Origin of the sequence: Acidisoma sp. PAMC 29798 (assembly GCF_030252425.1) — a bacterium.
GTDB lineage: Bacteria > Pseudomonadota > Alphaproteobacteria > Acetobacterales > Acetobacteraceae > Acidisoma > Acidisoma cladoniae.
Genome location: NZ_CP126994.1, coordinates 172,701 through 193,101, shown reverse-complemented (window position 1 = coordinate 193,101; position 20,401 = coordinate 172,701). Strand labels below are relative to the sequence as shown.

The 20,401-nt window shown below is 64.1% G+C and carries 20 protein-coding genes and 1 pseudogene; 14 read left to right on the top strand and 7 right to left on the bottom strand.

Features of this window, described 5'->3' with window-relative positions; genetic code table 11:
* Nucleotides 1-48 precede the first annotated feature (48 nt).
* The 6 genes from metK to QP803_RS00915 form a co-directional block, all read right to left on the bottom strand.
* Nucleotides 49-1,236: a methionine adenosyltransferase gene (metK, locus tag QP803_RS00940; RefSeq protein WP_284945813.1), complete on the bottom strand. Its 1,188-nt coding sequence runs from the start codon at nt 1,234-1,236 to the stop codon at nt 49-51.
* A 91-nt stretch (nt 1,237-1,327) separates the two neighbouring features.
* On the bottom strand, nt 1,328-2,059 hold the full coding sequence (gene dapB / locus QP803_RS00935) for a 4-hydroxy-tetrahydrodipicolinate reductase (protein WP_284947786.1): 732 nt from the start codon (nt 2,057-2,059) through the stop codon (nt 1,328-1,330).
* A 38-nt stretch (nt 2,060-2,097) separates the two neighbouring features.
* A complete protein-coding gene (phbB, locus tag QP803_RS00930) occupies nt 2,098-2,820 on the bottom strand; it encodes an acetoacetyl-CoA reductase (protein ID WP_284945812.1) in 723 nt (240 codons plus the stop codon).
* A 128-nt stretch (nt 2,821-2,948) separates the two neighbouring features.
* Nucleotides 2,949-4,007 carry a glycosyltransferase family 4 protein gene (locus QP803_RS00925; RefSeq protein WP_284945811.1) on the bottom strand — a complete coding sequence of 353 codons (1,059 nt, stop codon included), beginning with the start codon at nt 4,005-4,007 and terminating at the stop codon, nt 2,949-2,951.
* A 63-nt stretch (nt 4,008-4,070) separates the two neighbouring features.
* Nucleotides 4,071-5,012 (bottom strand): hypothetical protein, encoded by a 942-nt coding sequence (locus tag QP803_RS00920; RefSeq protein WP_284945810.1) that lies wholly within the window; start codon nt 5,010-5,012, stop codon nt 4,071-4,073.
* A 54-nt stretch (nt 5,013-5,066) separates the two neighbouring features.
* Nucleotides 5,067-6,536, bottom strand: a complete 1,470-nt coding sequence (locus QP803_RS00915; protein WP_284945809.1) for a Dyp-type peroxidase — start codon at nt 6,534-6,536, stop codon at nt 5,067-5,069.
* 289 nt (nt 6,537-6,825) lie between these two features.
* Between QP803_RS00915 and QP803_RS00910 the strand changes: the two are divergent.
* From QP803_RS00910 to QP803_RS00895, 4 genes and pseudogenes are all read left to right on the top strand, one after another.
* A pseudogene (locus tag QP803_RS00910) lies at nt 6,826-7,476 on the top strand (50S ribosomal protein L25/general stress protein Ctc); the annotation flags it as partial.
* Nucleotides 7,477-7,602: 126 nt separating this feature from the next.
* Nucleotides 7,603-8,181: an aminoacyl-tRNA hydrolase gene (pth, locus tag QP803_RS00905; RefSeq protein WP_284945808.1), complete on the top strand. Its 579-nt coding sequence runs from the start codon at nt 7,603-7,605 to the stop codon at nt 8,179-8,181.
* Entirely contained in the window at nt 8,181-9,275 is a 1,095-nt protein-coding gene (gene ychF, locus QP803_RS00900; protein ID WP_284945807.1) for a redox-regulated ATPase YchF, read from the top strand. Before pth ends, ychF begins: the two co-directional genes overlap by 1 nt.
* Before the next feature lie 123 nt (nt 9,276-9,398).
* Complete coding sequence (locus QP803_RS00895; protein WP_284945806.1) at nt 9,399-9,929, top strand: gluconokinase; 531 nt, start codon at nt 9,399-9,401, stop codon at nt 9,927-9,929.
* Here QP803_RS00895 and QP803_RS00890 read toward each other — a convergent pair.
* Nucleotides 9,889-10,584 carry a GNAT family N-acetyltransferase gene (locus QP803_RS00890; RefSeq protein WP_284945805.1) on the bottom strand — a complete coding sequence of 232 codons (696 nt, stop codon included), beginning with the start codon at nt 10,582-10,584 and terminating at the stop codon, nt 9,889-9,891. The genes QP803_RS00895 and QP803_RS00890 overlap by 41 nt on opposite strands.
* Nucleotides 10,585-10,650: 66 nt before the next feature.
* Between QP803_RS00890 and pncA the strand changes: the two genes are divergently transcribed.
* The 10 genes from pncA (at nt 10,651) to ssuD (ending at nt 20,399) form a co-directional block, all read left to right on the top strand.
* Nucleotides 10,651-11,274 (top strand): bifunctional nicotinamidase/pyrazinamidase, encoded by a 624-nt coding sequence (pncA, locus tag QP803_RS00885; RefSeq protein ID WP_284945804.1) that lies wholly within the window; start codon nt 10,651-10,653, stop codon nt 11,272-11,274.
* A 112-nt stretch (nt 11,275-11,386) separates the two neighbouring features.
* Nucleotides 11,387-12,424 (top strand): recombinase RecA, encoded by a 1,038-nt coding sequence (gene recA / locus QP803_RS00880; protein WP_284945803.1) that lies wholly within the window; start codon nt 11,387-11,389, stop codon nt 12,422-12,424.
* Nucleotides 12,408-12,866 carry a cytidine deaminase gene (locus QP803_RS00875; protein ID WP_284945802.1) on the top strand — a complete coding sequence of 153 codons (459 nt, stop codon included), beginning with the start codon at nt 12,408-12,410 and terminating at the stop codon, nt 12,864-12,866. The genes recA and QP803_RS00875 overlap by 17 nt, the downstream gene beginning before the upstream one ends.
* 67 nt (nt 12,867-12,933) lie before the next feature.
* Entirely contained in the window at nt 12,934-13,143 is a 210-nt protein-coding gene (locus tag QP803_RS00870; RefSeq protein WP_284945801.1) for a hypothetical protein, read from the top strand.
* Between the two features lie 165 nt (nt 13,144-13,308).
* Entirely contained in the window at nt 13,309-14,727 is a 1,419-nt protein-coding gene (gene thrC / locus QP803_RS00865) for a threonine synthase (RefSeq protein WP_284945800.1), read from the top strand.
* Nucleotides 14,724-15,989 carry a M16 family metallopeptidase gene (locus QP803_RS00860; RefSeq protein WP_284945799.1) on the top strand — a complete coding sequence of 422 codons (1,266 nt, stop codon included), beginning with the start codon at nt 14,724-14,726 and terminating at the stop codon, nt 15,987-15,989. Before thrC ends, QP803_RS00860 begins: the two co-directional genes overlap by 4 nt.
* The gene (locus tag QP803_RS00855) at nt 15,986-17,323 is read left to right on the top strand and encodes a TldD/PmbA family protein (RefSeq protein WP_284945798.1); all 1,338 of its coding nucleotides are present in this window, start codon (nt 15,986-15,988) and stop codon (nt 17,321-17,323) included. Before QP803_RS00860 ends, QP803_RS00855 begins: the two co-directional genes overlap by 4 nt.
* 55 nt (nt 17,324-17,378) lie before the next feature.
* On the top strand, nt 17,379-18,317 hold the full coding sequence (locus QP803_RS00850) for a Tim44 domain-containing protein (protein WP_284945797.1): 939 nt from the start codon (nt 17,379-17,381) through the stop codon (nt 18,315-18,317).
* 212 nt (nt 18,318-18,529) lie between these two features.
* On the top strand, nt 18,530-19,096 hold the full coding sequence (locus QP803_RS00845) for an HdeD family acid-resistance protein (RefSeq protein ID WP_284945796.1): 567 nt from the start codon (nt 18,530-18,532) through the stop codon (nt 19,094-19,096).
* 94 nt (nt 19,097-19,190) lie between these two features.
* Nucleotides 19,191-20,399: an FMNH2-dependent alkanesulfonate monooxygenase gene (ssuD, locus tag QP803_RS00840; protein WP_284945795.1), complete on the top strand. Its 1,209-nt coding sequence runs from the start codon at nt 19,191-19,193 to the stop codon at nt 20,397-20,399.
* Nucleotides 20,400-20,401: the final 2 nt, after the last annotated feature.

Sequence of the window (20,401 nt, the reverse complement as noted above, 5' to 3'; positions counted from 1 at the left end):
GGCTCCTTTGCCGGCCGTAAAGCCGGTTCGGCTGGGGCTTCGGCGGAATCAGCGGCCGAAGGCGGACTTCAGCGCCGGCACCAGATCCGTGCGTTCCCAGGTGAAGGTGCCCTTCTCCTCATCCGGCGTGCGGCCAAAATGGCCATAGGCCGAGGTCACCGCATAGATCGGGCGGTTGAGGCGAAGATGCTCGCGAATGCCACGGGGCGACAGATTGACCAGCTCGCGCAACACCTGCTCAAGCTTGGTCTCGCTCACGTCATGGCCGGTGCCATGCAGATCGACATAGACCGAAAGGGGATGCGACACGCCGATGGCGTAGCTGATCTGCAGCGTGCATTTCTCGGCGAGGCCGGCAGCGACGACGTTCTTCGCGAGATAGCGGCAGACATAGGCCGCGGAGCGATCGACCTTGGTCGGGTCCTTGCCGCTGAAGGCGCCGCCGCCATGCGGGGCCGCACCGCCGTAGGTGTCCACGATGATCTTGCGGCCGGTCAGGCCGCAATCACCGTCCGGTCCACCCACGACGAAGGTTCCGGTCGGATTGACGTAGATGTCGGACTCATTGGGCATCCAGCCGGGCGGCAGGCTGCTCTCAATAATCGGGAGCAACATCCCCTTGATGCGCTCCTGGCTGACACCCTCATCATGCTGCGTCGAGACGACGATGCTGGTGGCACCCACCGGCTTGCCGTCGATATAGCGCAGCGTGACCTGGCTCTTCGCGTCGGGCTGCAGCCCCTCGACGCTGAGATCCTTGTTCCGGCGCAGCTCGCTCACCCGGCGCAGGATGAGATGCGAGTAGAACAGCGGCGCGGGCATCAGCTCTTCGGTCTCGCGGCAGGCATAACCGAACATGATGCCCTGGTCGCCGGCGCCCTCGTCCTTATTGCCGGCCGCGTCCACGCCGACTGCGATATCGGCGGACTGGCCGTGGAGATGAACCTGGATATCTGCCGTCTTCCAGGAAAAGCCAGACTGGTCGTAGCCAATGTCATGCACCGCGAGGCGCGCGAGATGGGCGAGATATTCGTGGGTGATGGTGTCCGGCCCGCGTGTTTCGCCGGCTAGCACGATGCGGTTGGTCGTCACCAAGGTCTCACAGGCAACGCGGGCATAGGGGTCGGCTGCGAGGAACGCATCCACCACCGTATCGCTGATCCGGTCGGCGACCTTGTCGGGATGACCTTCGGAAACGGATTCCGACGTGAAGAGATATTCGCCGCTGTCGCGCATTCTGGGCCTCACACTGCCTGGAAGTGACCTCGCCGGGCGGCGAGGACTGGCGGTTTGGCCGAAACTCCCGAGGGGGTCAACACGTAAGGCGTCAATGCAGACCCAGAACGTCCCGCATCGCATAGAGGCCTGGTGGCTGAGTAGAAGCCCATAGCGCGGCGCGCACAGCCCCCGACGCGAAGGTTCTGCGGTCGAATGCCTTGTGCGTGAGAATGATATGCTCGTCGGCACCGGCGAATAGAAGGCTATGCTCGCCCACCACCTGGCCGCCGCGCAAGGCCGCGAAACCGATCGTGCCCATTTCGCGCGGGCCGGTATGGCCGTCCCGGCCGCTCTGCATGACATCCGCAAGATCGACGCCACGCCCGGTGGCGACCGCCCGACCGAGGCCAATGGCGGTGCCGGACGGCGCATCGACCTTCTGGCGGTGATGCATTTCGACGATCTCGGCATCGTATTGCGCTGCCGGCAGGGCCGCCGCCATGCGCTCGGCGAGGGCCAGCACCAGGGTGACGCCGGGTGAGAAGTTTGCCGCGTAGACGACGGCGATGCGCTTGGACGCCTCGGCGACCGCCATCTCATCCGCCGCGCTGAGGCCCGAGGTGCCGAGCACCCAGGCAGTGACGGAATCGGCCAGGGCGGCGGCATGGGCCTGAACCGCCTCGGCGCGGGTGAAGTCGATCACCACGTCGCTCGCGGCGGCGACCGGCCCAAGGTCGTCGCCACGCCGTGTTCCGCCCGCCATATCGGCGCCGGCGGCGGCCACTTCTTCCACCAGAAGGCGCCCCATCCGACCGCTGATGCCGGCGATTCCAATCCGCAACGTCATCGCGTGCCTTTCGGGCTGTACTGACCCAAGGGTCAGTACATATGTTGGCCACCATTGATGGAGAGCGTCGATCCGGTGATGAAGTCGCCGGCATCGGCGGTCAGGAAGACCACCCCGCGTGCGATATCTTCGGCATGGCCGAGGCGACCCACGGGAATCCGCGCCACGATCTTGGCGAGCACATCCTCAGGCACCGCGCGCACCATATCGGTATCGACATAGCCCGGCGCGATGGCGTTGACGGTAATGCCGAAGCGCGCGCCCTCCTGCGCCAGGGCCTTGGTGAAGCCATGGATGCCGGATTTGGCGGCGGCGTAATTGACCTGGCCGTATTGCCCGGCCTGCCCGTTGATGCTGCCGATATTGACCACCCGGCCGAATTTCTTCGCCTTCATGCCGTCGAAGGTGAGCTTGCACAGGTTGAAGCAGGATCCGAGGTTGGTATCGATCACCGCATCCCACATATCGCGCGTCATGCGGTTCATCGTGCCGTCCCGCGTAATGCCGGCATTGTTCACCAGCACCTCGATCGCGCCATGTGCCTCGGTGATCTCCGCGACGGCGGCCTCGCATTCCGGAAAGCTCCCGGCGTCGAACTTGATCGTGGGAATGCCCGTGGAGGCCGTGAAGGCCTCCGCCGCCTCGACATTCCCGGCATAGCTCGCAATCACGTGGCGGCCGGCCTCCTTCAGCGCGATGCTGATCGCCGCGCCGATCCCGCGTGAACCGCCCGTTACCAATGCAACCCGTGTCATGCGCAGCCTCCCCGTTTTGGGCTTTTGTGGATGCTTTGGTCCCGTGCCGAGCCCTTCGGTCACGGAACTGAAAGATTGTAGGCGGAATTAAGCAGCCGAACAGTCTGAAGAGGTGTTTTGCTGCCGTATCACTGCGACCAGCGGCCGACATCCGTCAGCCTGGCGCGGTGGATGACATAAAGGGTCCAGATCATCGGCGGCACCAGCGGCACGAGCACGATCACCGGCTTGTAGAGGGACGGGGCGGCCAGGAAACACCAAGCGGCAGCAGCGCCGAACAGGGTGAAGCCCCAGTAGATGAGCGTGATCAGGCGCGGGTCCATGCCGGCGCGCTGGGCGACCTGGAACAGGTGGCCGCGATGGGCGCGGGTGATGTTCTCCCCGCGCAGCAGCCGCCGGACCAGAGTGAAACCGACGTCATACAGGGCGCCGGTCAGCATCATCGGCACCAGCACGAAGGACAGGTCGGCGCCCTCGAAGCGGGAGGAGGCGACCGCCAGCATGGCCAGCACGAAGCCGCAGAACTGGCTGCCGACATCGCCCATGAAGATGCGCGCGCGGGGATAGTTGAATGGCAGGAAACCGACCACGCCCGCCGCCAACAAGGCCGCCGCGAGATAGGTGAACCAGGCGCCCGCATGCATCGCAAACAGGCTGAGAAAGACGCAGGTAATCAGCGTGACCCCGGCCGCGAGGCCGTTCATGCCATCGATGAAGTTCATGCCATTGGTCGCGAACATGATCCAACACAGGGTGAAGGGGATCGCGAAAGGACCGACATCGACGCCGCCGACATAGGGAATGCGATAGAAGGTGACGAAAAGACCGCCGCCCACGGCGGTCAGCGCCGCCACGATCTGGGCGCCGAGCTTCACGATGAAGGGGTAATCGTAAAGATCGTCCAGCAGCGCAACCAAGGCGATGGCGAAGGCCGAGAGGATCATGCCCCGGAAATAGGGATCGGCGATGCGGGCGAAGCCGGCATAGTGATAGAGGATCGCGATCCCGAGAAGATAGGCGAGCACGATACCGACCCCGCCCATCTTGGGCGTGGGCGCATCATGCGCCTTGCGGCCGGAGGGGTGATCCATCACGCCCACGCCGATCATCGCCCGCACCGCCGCCGCCGAAAGCATCGCGAGGCCAGCCAGGAAAACGAGATGAACGAGGGAGGCGTGGAGCGTCATAGGGTCCGGCGCGTTGGGCGGCGGACCATGGCGGAAGCGCTCCGACGGGGCAAGCTACCCCACTCAATTGGCGGCGGCGCTCCCATCCTGCTTTTCAGCCGGGCTTGGCCCCGCGCCCTTCAAACGCACGAAGCCTTGCAGCATATCGAACCAGAAGGGCGCGCCGAACAGGGTGGCGAAGGCCGTCACCAGCCAACCTAGCAAAGCTTCCCACGGATAGCCCTCGAACGTCTGGAGCCGGCCGGGCGGCCAACCGATAGGCAGGGTATTATCGAGCGCTGCTATGACATCGGCGGCGGACTTGGCCATGTCAGGGCAATCTTTGTCGGCGCAAGCAAGCACCTGGAGATGATTGGCCACGGTCGGCTGCGCCCAGAGGACGGTCGCCACATTTATCGTGTCCACATTTAGCGCGCCGGCGAGGAGGAAGGCGATCATGAACGAAATCAACTGCGTCCAGCGCTTGAACGCGCCGCCCACGCGATCCATCGCGCCATCGAACCAAGCCGCTGTCTCCGTCCTCACTTGCTCGATATCACCCCGTGTGCGCTGCACGATATCGGTTAATAGCTGCTTGATCTGCGGGTTGGTCGCGTCCGCGAGACTCGTATCGAGCGCGTTGGTCAGCGCCTCGACAGCCTGCGGCCCAGGGGCCCGGGCCGCCTCCGTGGCGCTCGCTGCGGAAAGCCCCGTGATGTCGAGCAAGGCATTGGCGAATTGCCGCGGCTGGATATAGGCCGGTGTATTTTTGAGCGGCGCGTCCGTGCCGCCGGCGGTCGAGGCCCCGCCGCTGCGCGGATTGACGGCCGCGTGTCTGTAAAGTGCAATCGCCAAGCCGGTGAAGTTCGGGTCATTGACCAGTGCCTTCACCCCACTCAGCAATGACCGCGACCTTAGCTTGAAGATCGAATTGATCGCCTCGACCACGGCGCTGGTGATCAGGCTGACCGCCAGGAAGGCGAAAACCACGCCGAGCGCCACGTCAAGCACCGAACTATTGAACATGGGACCGCATCCCAAAGGGGTGGCACCGGCTCATCCACCGGTGCAGACGCCGCGTTAAGCCAGGGCCAGGATCGTGGGGATGCTGACGGCGAGGAAGAACTCGCCGCCTTTGTTCGTAACGAACTGGCCGAAATCCGGCAGCGTCTTGGTGTTTGGCCCGCCCCAGGGATCGGCCCAGACCTGTGCCTGGGTGTGGCTGCCCTGGCCGATGACGGCATCCTGTCCAGGCAGCGGATCGCCGCGCCCGAAACCGTCATTATTGACCCAGTTCTTCTGCATGAAGGCGAACTGGTCGGCGATATTCGCCTGATAACACATAAAGAGCAGTCCGACCCCCGTCTCCGGGGCATCGGTCAGGCCCGGCGCACGATCGCCGTAGGTGATGCCCCGGCGCGCAATGCGGCGGTCGCGCTCACCGGGCGTCAGCTTACCGTCCCCTTTACCGAAGTTGCGGTCTGTGTCGCCACGGGGGTTCGCCTTCCGGATATGGCCGTGATACGGGCATTTAAGCCCGGCCACGTCCTCGGCATAAGTGAAGTTGTTCGGCGGGCTCGGCTGCGGAAAGGGACCCGTCGGCGCATCCGCCTCCACCACCGGATCGCCGTTCTGAAAACGCCCCACTGCCATGGCGCCGGCAAGGCCGGGATCCGCATCCAGGTCTTTCGCGGTTGTTTCTACCGCCGCACGCCACCCTTTGACGTTCTGCTCCAACTTTCGGAACACGAAGAAGCTCGCGAAGGCATCCGTGGAACCGCCCGGCGCGCAGGGATCGGCGATCAAAAGGTTGATCAGCCCGGCCGCAGGATCGAAGAGGTCAGTCGGGCCAGCGCCAGCGATATCCTTGACACGGAAGAGCGGCTGGCTGATCCCGTCCACGAAGCCGAAATGCTCGCGCGGCTCGTTGTCGATGACATGGGCATGGCCGGTCTCGACCTTCGCAACCACAGCCCCCTTCTCCAGGATCTCGCGTGCCTTCTTCGCCTGAGCGAAGAGTTCGTCGAGGATCGGTTGCGTGTTGTCGGTCGGCTGATTGCCGTAGGCGACGATGAGCACACCGTCGATGTCCTCAAGATATTCAGGGTCCCACAGGTTCAGTTTGTCGCCTAACTCAGCCGCCGCAGCACGCATCGGTTGTGCAAAGGTCAGGTTGACGGCAGGTCCTGGTGCGATGCTGCCGCCCGGCGGCACGGTGAGCCCTAGCGCCGCCAAACCGTGGGCGCTGAACAGTATCGTGCCGAAGACTTCCTGTATTGTGTCGCCGTCAGCGACGAAGCGGGCAGTCTGGGCAGCTTGCTCCGCAGCCGAATGGATGTAACCCGAGGTTCGCAGCGCGACGATGGCAGCCTTGGCGGCCGCAAGATCCGGCTTGAACTTGAAAAAAATGTGCATGGCGAAATGGCGGCCATGCGAGGTGAGGATATTACCTTGCAAATTGTTCATGAGTTGAGCGTATTTTTGTAAGCTCTCGTCGATCGGGGTGTTTTCTTGAGAAAGATCAATCGCGGGCTGCTGTGTATCTGGCATGACCGTCTCCCTTTGAAGATTTCTTGGTTTTAAAGACCCTAAAGATATTGCTCCAATGGCGCATCTTCAGGTTGTAGATACAACTTTGCCGATCCGCATTAAAATCGAAACCGGAAGATTCCGCAACAGGATGTATCGATGTTTGCAACAGAAAGTTGCGGCCATCGGCTTGTCGCACCGGACGTGCGCAGGCCGCGGTTGCGCGGGGTCTGGGCTTCCGCTACATCGCCCGCGTAACGTCGGCACCCCTGGAGGCCGGCGTTTTAGTGTTTTCCGATAGGAGCGAGTTATGGCCAATTTCACGACTATTCCGGCCGAGCTGCGCGAGCATGCAGGTAAGGGGGCAGCACGCGCGACACGCCGGGCCGGGAAGGTTCCCGCCGTCATCTACGGGGCGAAGCAGACGCCGACCCTGATCTCCCTTGAGCCGCGCGCGGTCATGAAGGAGCTTCATCGCGGTGGCTGGCGGTCACGCCTGTACGAGCTTTCGTACGGTACCGATACCACGCGCGCCCTGATCCGCGACGTGCAGTTCCATCCCGTGACCGACCAGCCCGAGCATGTCGATTTTCAGCGCCTTGCGCCGGGCGAGCAGATTCGCGTCGCCGTGCAAGTGGTGTTCGAGAATGAAGCCACCTCCCCCGGCCTCAAGCGCGGTGGCGTGCTGAACGTCGTCCGCCACACGGTCGAAGTCTATGCCGATCCCGAGACGGTGCCGGAAGCCTTCCACGGCGATCTCGGCACGCTCGACATCAACGACAACATCCGCTTTTCGGACCTTCGCGGCACCGAGGGCACGCGCCCGATCATTCTGGAGCGTGACTTCGTGATCGCGACCGTCGCACCGCCTACGCAGATTTCGGAAACCGATGCCGCCGAGGATGCCGCCGCCGCTGCGGCCGCCACGCCCGCGCCCGCCGCCACCAAGGCTGGCGGCAAGGCACCCGCCAAGGGCGCCGCTCCGGCCAAGGGTGCGGCACCGGCCAAGGGCTCGACCCCCGGTCCGGCGCAGAAGCCCGCGAAGAAGAAGTAAGGGGCTCCTCCGCAAGGGGAGGTCCATCCGCCTATGCAGCTCTGGGTCGGGCTCGGCAATCCAGAGCCGGGCATGGCCCGGCAGCGCCACAATATTGGCTTCATGGCGCTGGATACGATTGCGAGCCGCCACGGCTTCGGGCCGTGGCGGCCGCGTTTCAAGGGTCTTGTGGCCGAGGGGCGCATCGGCACAACACGCATTCTTGCCCTCAAGCCGATGACCTATATGAACGCCTCCGGCCAGTCGGTGCAGGCGGCGGCGGCGTTCTTTAAGCTCACGCCCGATGTGATGACGGTGTTTCACGACGAACTCGACCTCATTCCCGGCAAGCTGCGCATCAAGCAGGGTGGCGGGGCGGCCGGGCATAACGGGCTGCGCAGCATCGACCAGTGCCTCGGCACGCCGGACTATCGGCGTGTGCGGCTGGGCATCGGGCATCCTGGCCATAAGGATCGCGTTCTGGGCTATGTGCTGGGGGATTTTCCGGCCGCCGACCGGAGCTGGCTGATCCCCTTCCTGGGCGCGGTCGCCGACCGTGCGCCACAGCTTGCCGACAACCGGCCAGAGGATTTCATGACAAGTGTCGCCGAAGACATGCGGAAGGTAGGCTGATGGGGTTCAACTGCGGCATCGTCGGGCTGCCGAATGTCGGCAAATCGACTCTCTTCAACGCCTTGACGGCGACCGCCGCCGCCCAGGCCGCGAACTATCCCTTCTGCACCATCGAGCCCAATGTCGGCCGTGTCGCGGTGCCGGATAAGCGGCTTCAGGCGCTGGCCGCCATCGGCAAATCCGCCAAGATCCTGCCGACGAGCCTGGAGTTTGTGGACATCGCCGGTCTGGTGCGCGGCGCCTCCAAGGGGGAAGGCCTCGGCAACCAATTCCTCGCCAATATTCGCGAGACCGACGCCATCATCCACGTCCTGCGGTGTTTCGAGGACAGCGACATCACCCATGTCGAAGGCAATATCGATCCTGTGCGGGATGCCGAGGTAGTCGAGACCGAGCTGATGCTCACCGATCTCGAAAGCCTGGAGAAGCGCCTCATCGGCTTGCAGAAGCGTGCGCGTGGCGGCGACAAGGAGAGCGTGACCTTGCTCGCCTTGGTCGAGCCGATCATCGCGGCGCTGACCGAGGGTAAAGCCGCCCGCACCGCCATCCCCGAAGCCGACCGCCGCATTGCCGAGCGTCTACAACTGCTGACGGCCAAGCCCGTCCTCTATGTCTGCAACGTCGAGGAAGCCTCGGCCGCCGAGGGCAATGCCTTCTCCGCCAAGGTCGCGGAGATGGCCGAACGCCAGGGCGCCGCCCATGTCGTGGTCTCGGCAGCCATCGAAGCTGAGGTCAGCCAATTGCCGGATGCCGATCGCGGCGACTATCTCGAAGGTCTGGGCCTGACGGATAGCGGCCTCGACCGCGTGATTAGTGCCGGCTATGGGCTTTTGGGCCTGATCACCTACTTCACCGTGGGCCCTAAGGAAACGCGGGCCTGGACCATTCTCAAGGGCACCAAGGGACCGGGCGCGGCTGGCGCCATCCATGGCGATTTCGAACGCGGCTTCATTGCGGTGGAGACCACGGCCTACGAGGATTACATCGCTTACAAGGGTGAAGCCGGCGCGCGCGACGCGGGCAAGCTGCGGATTGAAGGCAAGGAATACGTGGTGAAGGACGGTGACGTGCTGCTCTTCCGCTTCAACGTTTAGGCACGCGATGATGGTAAGGTTGGTCATTGCTAGTGACCGTCATCCGCGCACTTGATGCGGGGATGACGATTTTGGATTTGGATTCGGGCCAATCTTGTTCTGCTCCTAGGGGTCTTCTCTTCCATGCCACTTACCGCGCTGATCTTCATGGGCGTCTCTGGCTGCGGCAAATCGACCATTGCGGCGGCAGTGGCCAAGGATCTCGGCTGGCCGATGATCGAAGGGGACGATCTTCATCCCCCCGCCAATATCGAGAAGATGTCGCATGGTACGCCGCTTGACGATGATGACCGGCGTCCCTGGCTTCAAGCGATCGCGGCGCGCATTGCCGAATGGCGCGACGAAGGTGTGAGAGGCGTCGTCACCTGTTCCTCGCTCAAGCACACCTATCGCGACATCCTGCGCAATCGCCACAAGGACGTGCACTTCATCTATTTGAAGGGCAGTTACGAGCTTCTGCTGTCCCGCATGCAGCATCGCGAGCGGCATTTCATGCCGCCGTCCCTGCTTCAGAGTCAGTTCGCGACGCTAGAAGCGCCCGGACCGGAAGAGGCCATCACGGTCGAGATCGGTCGCCCCGTCGATGAGATCGTGGCCGAAGTGCTAGCAAAACTCAAACCGATGTTGGAACAGAGCGCTTCGCCAACACCGTGAGCTGCATCGTCTGACGATGAGTGAAGCCCGAGCGGAGATAGAGCGCGATCGCCTGGGTGTTGTGCGAGAAGACGTGCAGGAACGGCGTCTCGCCGCGCGCCCGCACACGCCGCGCCACCGCGCCGAGAAGCAAGCTGCCATAGCCCTTCCCGCAATGATCGGGATGGGTGCAGACGGCCGTCACCTCCGTGAAGCCATTTAGCCTCATGCGTTCGCCGGCCATAGCGACGAGCTGGCCACCGACCCGCACACCGAGAAAAGCACCCAGCTCATGCGTGCGGAGATAATAGGGTCCAGGCTTCGTCAGCTCGGCGAGGTCCAGCATCTCCGGCGCATCGGCGACGCCGAGCGGACTTAGCGCCGACTCGTCGGCCTCCACGAGCTCCGTTCCGAGCATCTGCTCCAGCGTGGTCGCGAGCGTCACCTCAAAATCATCCGGCGGCGTCACCGGCGCGATCGTGAACAAGGCAACCGTACCGCCATCGGGGATGAGCCGACGGAGCGAAGCGAAGCTGTCCGGCGTGCGATCGGCGATTGCCGCAAACAGCGAGATTTCGGGCCGATAACGCCGGGCGAGGCCATCCGCCTCGGCGAAGCCGCTCTGTCGCGTTGTCAAGGCGTTCCAGATCGGATGGTCCAGGATGTGAGCGGTCATGACCTCCCCTTAGCCTGCGTCAGGGTGTAGGGACAGACGGCCAAGACACGCCTCCGGTGGGACATTATGAGCAATCGCGCCCTTCTCGTCGTCGATATGCAGAACGACTTCATGCCCGGTGGCGCACTGGCTGTTGCCGGCGGCCACGACATCGTGGCGACCATCAATAAGCTCGCGACGCAGTTCTCGAACGTCGTGCTGACGCAGGATTGGCATACGCCGGGCCATGCGTCCTTCGCGTCCAGCCATCCCGGAAAAGATGTCTATGAGACCTTCGACGCCTTTTACGGCCCGCAGGTTCTATGGCCGGATCATTGCGTCATGGGCACCGAGGGCGCTGCGTTTCACCCTGATCTCGATATTCCGCATGCCGGCCTGGTCCTGCGCAAAGGCTATCACCCGGCTGTCGATAGCTACTCCGCCTTCCTCGAAGCCGATCGGACGACCCGAACGGGCCTTGACGGTTGGCTGGCGAGCCGGGGCATTACCGAGGTCGTGGTCTGCGGCGTCGCGACCGACTTCTGCGTCGGCTGGACCGCCTGCGATGCCCGACACTTCGGCCTGACGGTGTCCATGGTCGATGACGCCAGCCGAGGCATCGATCTCGATGGATCGCTCGCCAGGGCGCATCGAAATATGGACATCGCTGGTGTCGATATCGTAACGATAGGGCAATTGCTGGTCGTTTAAGACCAAAGCTCCACCCCGCCGGTGTTGCGTATTTGTTCTTATTTGGCCAGACTCAGATTCACCTGATTCGGGCAGCCGAGTCGCGCCCTGATTCCGCCTTTTGAGGACCAAAATGGAAAAGACCAAGGCTCTCGACGCGGCTCTCCTGCAGATCGAACGGGCATTCGGCAAGGGCTCCATCATGCGCATGGGCTCCCGCCCCGGTGATGAGCACATCGAAACGATTCCCTCGGGTTCGATCGGCCTCGACCTCGCACTCGGCATCGGCGGCCTGCCCCGCGGCCGGATCGTAGAAATCTACGGCCCGGAAAGCTCGGGCAAGACCACACTCGCCCTCCACGCCATTGCCGAGGCCCAGAAGCGCGGCGGCACCTGCGCCTTCATCGATGCCGAGCACGCGCTCGACCCGATCTATGCCCGCCGCCTGGGCGTCGATGTCGACAACCTGCTGATCAGCCAGCCGGACGCGGGTGAGCAGGCGCTGGAAATCGCCGATACCCTGGTGCGATCGGGCGCGATCGACGTGCTGGTGGTCGATAGCGTCGCGGCCCTGGTGCCCCGCGCCGAATTGGAAGGCGAAATGGGCGATACCCATGTCGGCCTTCATGCGCGGCTGATGAGCCAGGCGCTGCGAAAGCTCACCGGTTCGGTCTCGAAGTCCAAGACGACCTTCATCTTCCTGAACCAGATTCGCCTCAAGATCGGCGTCATGTTCGGCAATCCGGAAACCACCACGGGCGGCAATGCCCTGAAGTTCTACGCCTCCATCCGCCTCGACATCCGTCGCATCGGCCAGATCAAGGAGAAGGACGAGGTCGTCGGCAACCAGACCCGCGTGAAGGTGGTCAAGAACAAGCTGGCCCCGCCCTTCCGTCAGGTCGAGTTCGACATCATGTATGGTGAGGGTATCAGCAAGATGGGCGAGTTGATCGATCTCGGCGTGAAAGCCGCCGTGGTCGAGAAATCGGGCTCCTGGTTCAGCTACGACAGCCAGCGCATCGGCCAAGGCCGCAACAACGCCCGGCAGTTTTTGCTGGATCACCCTGATGTCGCGGAGGCTTTGGAATTGAAGCTGCGCGATCACTCGGGCATCGTGGTGAATGCCATGATGTCCGATCCGACGGGAGATGAGGTTGAGGCTGCCGAATGAGACGATCGCGCCCGAGCATGAGATTCCCGTCGAGACACTGACGCCCGCGGATCATGAGCTGATCGCCGCAGCGCGGGCGGTCATCTCCAAGCATTACCGGCCCTTCTGGCATATGGTCTCGGCCGCATTGCGCGGTCGGGACGGACGTATATGGACCGGCATCCACCTCGGCGCGACCGTCGGCCGCCTCCAAATTTGCGCGGAGGCGGTCGCTCTCGGGCGAGCGATCCTGGACGGCGACGGCACGATCGAAACGGCGGTCGCCATCCGTCATCCGAAGACCGGCGAGGAGGATCAAAGCCTCGCCATCGTTTCCCCCTGCGGGGCCTGCCGGGAGATGATCCTGGACTATGACTCCGATGCCCGTATCATCGTTCCAGGCATTCTCGCGCCGCTCAAGATGCCGATCCGCGCGCTGTTGCCGCTGCCGTATCGACGGTAACTGACGTCGCACCAACAGGTTCCACAATGCGATTCCAGCCTCATTGGATTCGTGGCAAGATGGCCCAATGGAACCCGATCCACCCAACCTGGTCCTCGATCTATTGCGCGCCATCCGCAGCGATATCGGCAGCCTCAAAGCGGATGGCATCGAAATCAAGGAGCGCCTCGGCTTGCTGGAGGGGCAATCCGCCTCAATCTCCCGCCGGGTCGATCGCATGGCGGGCGACGTCGAGGTGATCAAGCGCCGCCTCGATCTGGTGGATGCGGGGTCCTGAGACTCCGCAAATGGTGGAATGCGCTTCGCTTTTCCACCCTACATCCCGCCTCGTAGGGCGGATGAGCGCAGCGTTATCCGTAGCAAGACAGCGCACGCCGCGAATCTGCCCCGCCATGCGGCGATCCTGCTGGCGAAGGCGCCCTCATTGGGATAGCTGAGACAGATGCGTTATATCTCGACACGCGGCCAAGCTGAGCCGCGCGACTTCAATGGCGTGCTTCTGGCGGGTCTGGCGGAAGACGGCGGCCTATTCATGCCGGAAGTCTGGCCGGAACGCTCCGCCGCCGAATGGCGCTCCCTCCGGGGGCTGCCCTATGCGGAACTCGCGGCGCGGGTCATGCACCCCTTCATGGGCTCGGCGATCGACCTCGATACGCTGCGCGATTTGTGTGGCCTCGCCTATGCCGGCTTCGACCATCCCGCGACTGTGCCGCTGGTTCAGCTCGATGACGGGCTATGGGTGCAGGAGCTGTTTCACGGCCCCACCCTCGCTTTCAAGGACATGGCGCTCCAGCTTCTCGGCCATCTGTTCCAGCATGTGCTGGAACAGCGCGACGAGACTCTGACCATTGTCGGCGCGACCTCGGGCGATACCGGCTCAGCCGCCATCGAAGCCTGCCGGGACCGCGCCCGCATCAAGATCGCCATCCTCCATCCCGAAGGCCGCACCAGTGAGGTGCAGCGCCGGCAGATGACGACGGTCACCGCCGCCAATGTCTTCAACATCGCCGTGGACGGCACCTTCGACGATTGCCAGGACATGGTGAAGTCGCTGTTCGCTGATCAGCGCTTTCGGACCGAGATGCGGCTGTCCGCCGTGAATTCCATCAACTGGGCGCGGATCGCGGCCCAAATCCCTTATTACGTCGCCTCCGCCCTCGCTCTCGGCGCGCCGGACCGTGAGGTCGCCTTCGCCGTGCCCACCGGCAATTTCGGCAATGTCCTCGCCGCCTGGGCGGCCAAGCGCATGGGCCTGCCGATCTCGCGCCTGATCATCGGCTCCAACCATAACGACATTCTGACACGCTTCCTGGCCGCGAATGACATGACGGCGCGGGGTGTCGATCCCAGCATGTCGCCGAGCATGGACATCCAGGTCAGCTCCAATTTCGAGCGTCTGCTGTTCGAGTTGATGGGTCGCGATGCCGTCGCCACCGCCGGTCTGATGCGCGACTTCCGCGCCACCGGCCGCATGCCGGTGCCGGATGCCGCCTGGTCGAAGGCGACCGAATTGTTCCAGGGCCTCGCCCTGAGCGACGCGGAGACCTCCGCCGCCATCCGCCAGATCCATGACACAACCGGCTATCTCACCGATCCCCATACCGCCATCGGGATCGAGGCGGCCCGCGCCGCCCGCCTGCCGCATTCGACGCCGATCATCGCCATGGCGACGGCCCATCCGGCCAAGTTTCCGGATGCCGTGGAGCAGGCAACCGGAATCCGCCCTTCCCTCCCGCCGCGCCTCGCCCATTTGATGAGTGGCACCGAACACTTCACGCGCGCCCCGAACGACCTTGCTGCGGTCGAGACGCTGCTTCGTGCCTTTGTTCAACGCAATGACGCTTGGGGAACTGCCGCATGAGCGACGCCATTCGAGTCGAGACCCTGCCCTCGGGCCTGACCGTGGTGACGGAGGAGATGACGCGCGTCGAAACCGTGTCCTTCGGCGCCTATGTCAACGCCGGCACGCGTCATGAAAGCGCTGAGGAAAACGGCGTTTCCCACTTCCTCGAACACATGGCCTTCAAGGGCACCGAAACCCGCAGCGCCGCCGCGATCGCCGAGGAAATCGAAGCCGTCGGCGGCCATATCAACGCCTATACCGCCCGCGAGCAGACCGCCTATTACGTCAAGCTGCTCAAGGAAGACCTTGCCCTCGGCGCTGATATCATCGGCGACATCCTGACCCATAGCAGCTTCGAGCCCGAAGAGCTGGAGCGGGAGCGCGGCGTGATCCTGCAGGAGATCGGTCAGGCGAACGACACGCCCGACGACATCATCTTCGATCATTTCCAGGAAGCGGCCTTCCCCGACCAGGCGATGGGCCGCCCGACGCTGGGCACCGAAGCCGTCATCCGCTCGATGCCGCGCAACGCGCTTACCAATTACATGCGCGCCCATTACGGCACGCGGAACGTGGTAGTGGCCGCCGCCGGCAACCTCAAGCATGAGGAGGTGATGCGCCTCGCCGCCCAGCATTTCGCCGATCTGCCGACCACCGTGGTCGGTGAGCCGACGCAGGCGGAGTATCATGGCGGCGAATTCCGCGAAGCGCGGGATCTCGACCAGGTCCATATCGTTCTTGGCTTTCCGTCGGTCTCCTATACCGACCCCGACTTCTATCCCTCGATGATGCTGTCCAACCTGCTCGGCGGTGGCATGTCCTCCCGCTTGTTCCAGGAAGTGCGTGAGAAGCGAGGCCTCGTCTATTCCATCTATTCCTTCACCGCGCCCTCCACCGATTCGGGCCTGTTCGGCATCTATGCTGGCACCGGCGAGAGCGAGGCGGCGGAGCTGATGCCCGTGACGCTGGAGGAGCTTCGCCGCGTGCAGCATGACGTGACGGAGGTCGAGCTGCATCGCGCCCGCGCCCAGGCCAAGGCCGGCATCCTCATGTCCCTCGAGAGCACCGGCAGCCGCTGCGAGCAGCTTGCGCGCCAAATCCAGATCTTCGGCCGCATCGTCTCGGTGCCGGAAATGGTCGCCAAGATCGAAGCCGTGCGGACGGAAGATGTCTGTCGCGCTGCCGCCCGCCTGTTCCGCGCGAAGCCGACCCTTGCGGTGCTGGGGCCGGCCGGCAAGGTTCCGGGCCTGACGACGATTGCCGAAAAGCTTGCGGCATGAGCGCCGCTTTCGATCCGCGCGAGCGGCTGGCCGATCTTCTGGCCCATGCCCGCCGCGCCGGTGCGGACGAAGCCGACGCCGTGCTTTTCTCCGGCACCTCCCTCTCCGTCAGCCGTCGCATGGGTCAGATCGAGCATGTCGAGCGCTCCGAAGGCCGTGACCTCGGCCTGCGCGTGTTCGTCGGCGAGCGTTCGGCCATCGTCTCGGCTTCGGCTATCGATGAGGCCGCCTTCGCCGATATGGCGCAGCGCGCGGTCGCCATGGCCCGCGTCGTGCCCGCCGATCCGCTGAGCAGTGTCGCGCCCTTGCGGGAGATTCCCCCCGCCGATCTCGACCTCGACGATCCGTCCGAGCCTGACGCGCAGGCGCTCGGCGAACTGGCGGGCATTGCGGAGGATGCGGCGCGGTCGATGCCGGGCATCACCAATACCGAAGGCGCGGACGCGGGCTTCAGCCGTAGTGAAGCGGTGCTCGCGACCAGCCGGGGCTTCTCTGGCTCCTATCGCCGCACCGGCCATTCGGTCTCCGCGACAGCCCTCGCCGGCGCCGGCACGGGCATGCAGCGTGACTATGATTATTCCAGCGCCGTCTATGCGGCCGACCTCGAAGATCCGGCGGGCATCGGCCGCCGCGCCGCCGAACAGGCCCTGGCGCGTCTCAATCCGACGCGGCCAAAAACCGCCCGGATGTCCGTGGTGTATGACCCGCGCGTCTCCGCCAGCCTGCTCGGCCATTTGTCAGGTGCGGTGAACGGCGCCAGCGTCGTGCGCGGCACAAGCTTCCTGAAGGAACGGATGGGCCAGCGCATCTTCGCCCATGGCGTGACAGTGCGTGACGATCCGCGTCGCCGCCGTGGCCTGCGCTCCCGCCCCTTCGATGGAGAAGGCCAGCCGACTGCGCCGCTCGACATCATCGCCGACGGCATCCTGACGAGCTGGATCCTCGATAGCCGCAGCGCGCGCCAGCTCGGCCTGACCTCAACCGGTCATGCCGCGCGTGGCACATCCGGGCCGCCGGGCCCTTCCGCGACGAACCTTTATTTGGAGCCCGGCCCGCTCAGCCCCACCGAGCTGATGGCCGATATCACTGAAGGCCTGTACGTGACCGAGCTGATCGGCTCCGGCGTCAATGGCATTACCGGCGATTACAGCCGGGGCGCAGCCGGCTTCCTGATCCGCAACGGTGCGCTGGCCGAGCCGGTGGCGGAAATCACCATCGCCGGCAACCTGACCGACATGTTCGCCACGCTCACGCCCGCGAATGACCTGCGGTTCCGTCGCGGAACGGACGCCCCGACAATTCGCATTGACGGTATGATGCTCGCGGGGGCGTGATGCGCCCTCGGCGTCACCATATCATTAGCTCCTTTTGATGGAGTTCAAGCGCGTCATGCGCCGCTATCTCATGTTGCTCGCCGCTCTTCTCCCCCTGATGGGGGCGCTCGGCGCGGTTCCAGCGGAAGCCCGGCTCGGCGGCGGCCATTCCTTCGGCAGCCGTGGCAGCCAAAGCTATTTCTCGCCCCGCCCGACGGGTCTCGCGCCTGGCGCGGCGCCCTTTGAGCGCAGCCAGGCGCCGGTCGGCGGTATGAACAATTACGGCCGCCCCGCCGGCTACGGCATGGGCGGCACGATGTTCGGGCGCCATCCCTTCGCCAGCGGCTTGATGGGCGGCCTGATCGGGGCCGGCATCTTCGGCATGCTGTTCGGTGGCGGCTTCTTCCATTCCGGCCTGGGCTTCGGCGGTTTGTTCGGCACGCTCATTCAGCTTCTGATCCTGTTCTTCGTCATCCGCTTCCTGTTCCGGATGTTCGTGGGCAACCGAGGCGGCGGCATGGCGCGCCCGAATGTCGCACCGACCGGCGGAACACCGGGCGGATGGCAAGGCGTCAATTCCGGCATGGGGGGCGGCATGAACGCCGCCCAACCTCTGCAGATCACGGCCGCCGATCAGTCCGCGTTCGAGCAGTGCCTGGTCTATGTGCAGCAGGCCTGGGGCAATCAGGACATCGCGGCCATCAGCCGCGCCGCCACGCCCGAGATGGTCGGCTATTTCAATGAGCAGCTCGCCAACCTCACGCGTCAGGGCCTGCGCAACCGGGTCGCCGATATTCGGGTCGAGACCATGGAATTGTCCGACGCCTGGTCTGAGGGCGATACCGACTATGCCACTGCGGCCATGCGCTTCTCGATGCTGGACATGACCGAAAATGGGCGCGGTCAGGTCGTCGATGGCAGCGCCACGACGCGCGCTCTGGTGACAGAGATCTGGACGTTTACGCGCCGGCGTGGCGGCCACTGGATGCTCGCCGCGATCCAGCAGACGCGGTAACAAATCCCCTACACACCGTCACCCGCGCGCTTGATGCGCGGGCTTCCCCTTTCCGTCGCCTACACGCCGTTGGGCGTCACAACGGGTAGGTCCCCGGGTCAAGCCCGAGGATGACGAAATAGGCAAACCTGTCGTAATCAACGCCGGGGCGCGGTGGCGCGCCAAGGTTTTCTGCCATAAGGAACGCTCCGCAATCAGAACGGAGACGACCGATGTCCGGCAGCCCCTATAACGCACCGCTCACAGTCGGGCGTGGCGCCCCCGGTCATCGCTGGAGCTGGTTCGTCGCCCTCGGCATCGTGCAGATCATCATCGGCATCCTGTGCTGGCTCGATGTCGTGGCCGCCAGCATCGCGGGCGTCGTCGTCATCGGCGCGCTTCTTCTCGTCGGTGGCGTTCTTCAGGTGGTGCATGCCTTCGCCGTGCGCGGCTGGAGCCATTTCCTGCTCCATGTGCTGATGGGCGTCGTTTACGTCGTGGGCGGCCTGTTCCTGATGGAGGAGCCGCTGCGCGGTTCCCTGATCGTCACGATCGTCATCTCCGTCATGCTCATCTTCGCCGGCATCGCCCGTCTCGTCATGGCGGCCACGCATCGGCATATCCCCGGCCTCTGGCTGGTCGTGCTGAGCGGCATCATCAGCCTCGCCGTTGGAATACTCCTCTACCTGAGCCTGCCCTGGGCGAGTCTTTGGGTCGTCGGCACGCTGATTGCCGTCGAACTCGTCTTTCACGGCATTTCCTGGGTGCAGTTCGGCCTCAGCTTGAAGCACACCCGGTAAACCACGCCGCAAATTCGCTGAATAAGGAAACCACTTCTCTTCCAGGGCATTGCGCTCTATCCTCTCCGCTCTAAGACGAGAGGAAGCTTGCGCGATGACCATTGAAAACGGAGCCATATCTTCATCCGGTGCGCCTCCGGCGACCGAGGCGGACGTGTTGTGGTTCCTGCCGACGCATGGTGATGGGCGATACCTCGCGACGGATGTCGGGGCGCGTCATGTCACCATGGGCTATCTCAGTCAGATTGCCCGCGCCGCCGATGAACTCGGCTATTTCGGCGTCTTGCTCCCCACCGGTCGGTCCTGCGAAGATTCCTGGGTCGTGGCCTCGGCCATGGTCCCGCTGACCGAACGGCTGCGCTTCCTGGTCGCGGTGCGTCCCGGTCTATCTGAGCCCGCGATGACCGCGCGCATGGCCGCGACGCTCGACCGGATGTCGGATGGGCGCCTGCTTGTGAACGTGGTGGCCGGCGGCGATCCCACCGAAATGCACGGCGATGGCGTTTGGTTCGAGCATGGTGACCGCTATGAGGCGACGGACGAGTATCTCACTGTCTGGCGCCGCATGCTCGCGGGCGAAACCTTCGACTTCGACGGCAAGCATGTGAAGGTGGAGGGCGCTAAGCTGCTCTATCCGCCGATCCAGCAGCCGCATCCGCAACTCTATTTCGGCGGCTCTTCCGGCGACGGCCAGAAGGTCGCCGCGAAACACGCCGATGTTTATCTGACCTGGGGCGAACCGCCAGCCGATGTTGCCGCGAAGATCGCGTCGGCTCGCGAGGCGGCTGCGGTCGAGGGCCGCACCTTCAGTTACGGCATTCGCCTGCATGTCATCGTGCGTGAGACGGAGGAAGAAGCCTGGGCAGCGGCTGACTCGCTCATCAAATACGTCGATGAGGAAGCGATCGCCACGGCGCAGAAGGCCTTCTCGAAGTTCGATTCCGTCGGTCAGCAGCGCATGAGCGCACTGCATGGCGGCCGCAAGGACAAGCTGGAAGTCAGCCCCAATCTTTGGGCGGGCGTCGGTCTGGTCCGTGGCGGTGCCGGCACCGCGCTGGTCGGCAGCCCGCAGCAGGTCGCCGACCGGATGAAGGAATATATGGCTCTCGGTATCGACCGGTTCATTCTGTCCGGCTATCCGCATTTGGAGGAATGCTACCGCTTCGCGGAGCTGGTCTTCCCGCTGCTGCCGTTGAAGAATACCACGGGCAAAGACCTCGGCGCCGCCCGCAATGCGGGGCCTTTCGGTGAGGTCATCGCGAACGTGGTGGCGCCGTCACGGATGAAGGTCGCGGCAGGTTAGGC

What these genes read in the sequence shown, in the direction of transcription:
- QP803_RS00915 (WP_284945809.1), bottom strand. Translation starts at nt 6,536, where the DNA reads ATGCCAGATACACAGCAGCCCGCGATTGATCTTTCTCAAGAAAACACC.
- ssuD (WP_284945795.1), top strand. Translation starts at nt 19,191, where the DNA reads ATGACCATTGAAAACGGAGCCATATCTTCATCCGGTGCGCCTCCGGCG.
- QP803_RS00845 (WP_284945796.1), top strand. Translation starts at nt 18,530, where the DNA reads ATGTCCGGCAGCCCCTATAACGCACCGCTCACAGTCGGGCGTGGCGCC.
- QP803_RS00895 (WP_284945806.1), top strand. Translation starts at nt 9,399, where the DNA reads ATGCCACTTACCGCGCTGATCTTCATGGGCGTCTCTGGCTGCGGCAAA.
- recA (WP_284945803.1), top strand. Translation starts at nt 11,387, where the DNA reads ATGGAAAAGACCAAGGCTCTCGACGCGGCTCTCCTGCAGATCGAACGG.
- QP803_RS00870 (WP_284945801.1), top strand. Translation starts at nt 12,934, where the DNA reads ATGGAACCCGATCCACCCAACCTGGTCCTCGATCTATTGCGCGCCATC.
- phbB (WP_284945812.1), bottom strand. Translation starts at nt 2,820, where the DNA reads ATGACACGGGTTGCATTGGTAACGGGCGGTTCACGCGGGATCGGCGCG.
- pth (WP_284945808.1), top strand. Translation starts at nt 7,603, where the DNA reads ATGCAGCTCTGGGTCGGGCTCGGCAATCCAGAGCCGGGCATGGCCCGG.
- pncA (WP_284945804.1), top strand. Translation starts at nt 10,651, where the DNA reads ATGAGCAATCGCGCCCTTCTCGTCGTCGATATGCAGAACGACTTCATG.
- QP803_RS00925 (WP_284945811.1), bottom strand. Translation starts at nt 4,007, where the DNA reads ATGACGCTCCACGCCTCCCTCGTTCATCTCGTTTTCCTGGCTGGCCTC.
- QP803_RS00855 (WP_284945798.1), top strand. Translation starts at nt 15,986, where the DNA reads ATGAGCGCCGCTTTCGATCCGCGCGAGCGGCTGGCCGATCTTCTGGCC.
- thrC (WP_284945800.1), top strand. Translation starts at nt 13,309, where the DNA reads ATGCGTTATATCTCGACACGCGGCCAAGCTGAGCCGCGCGACTTCAAT.
- QP803_RS00850 (WP_284945797.1), top strand. Translation starts at nt 17,379, where the DNA reads ATGCGCCGCTATCTCATGTTGCTCGCCGCTCTTCTCCCCCTGATGGGG.
- ychF (WP_284945807.1), top strand. Translation starts at nt 8,181, where the DNA reads ATGGGGTTCAACTGCGGCATCGTCGGGCTGCCGAATGTCGGCAAATCG.
- QP803_RS00860 (WP_284945799.1), top strand. Translation starts at nt 14,724, where the DNA reads ATGAGCGACGCCATTCGAGTCGAGACCCTGCCCTCGGGCCTGACCGTG.
- metK (WP_284945813.1), bottom strand. Translation starts at nt 1,236, where the DNA reads ATGCGCGACAGCGGCGAATATCTCTTCACGTCGGAATCCGTTTCCGAA.
- QP803_RS00920 (WP_284945810.1), bottom strand. Translation starts at nt 5,012, where the DNA reads ATGTTCAATAGTTCGGTGCTTGACGTGGCGCTCGGCGTGGTTTTCGCC.
- QP803_RS00890 (WP_284945805.1), bottom strand. Translation starts at nt 10,584, where the DNA reads ATGACCGCTCACATCCTGGACCATCCGATCTGGAACGCCTTGACAACG.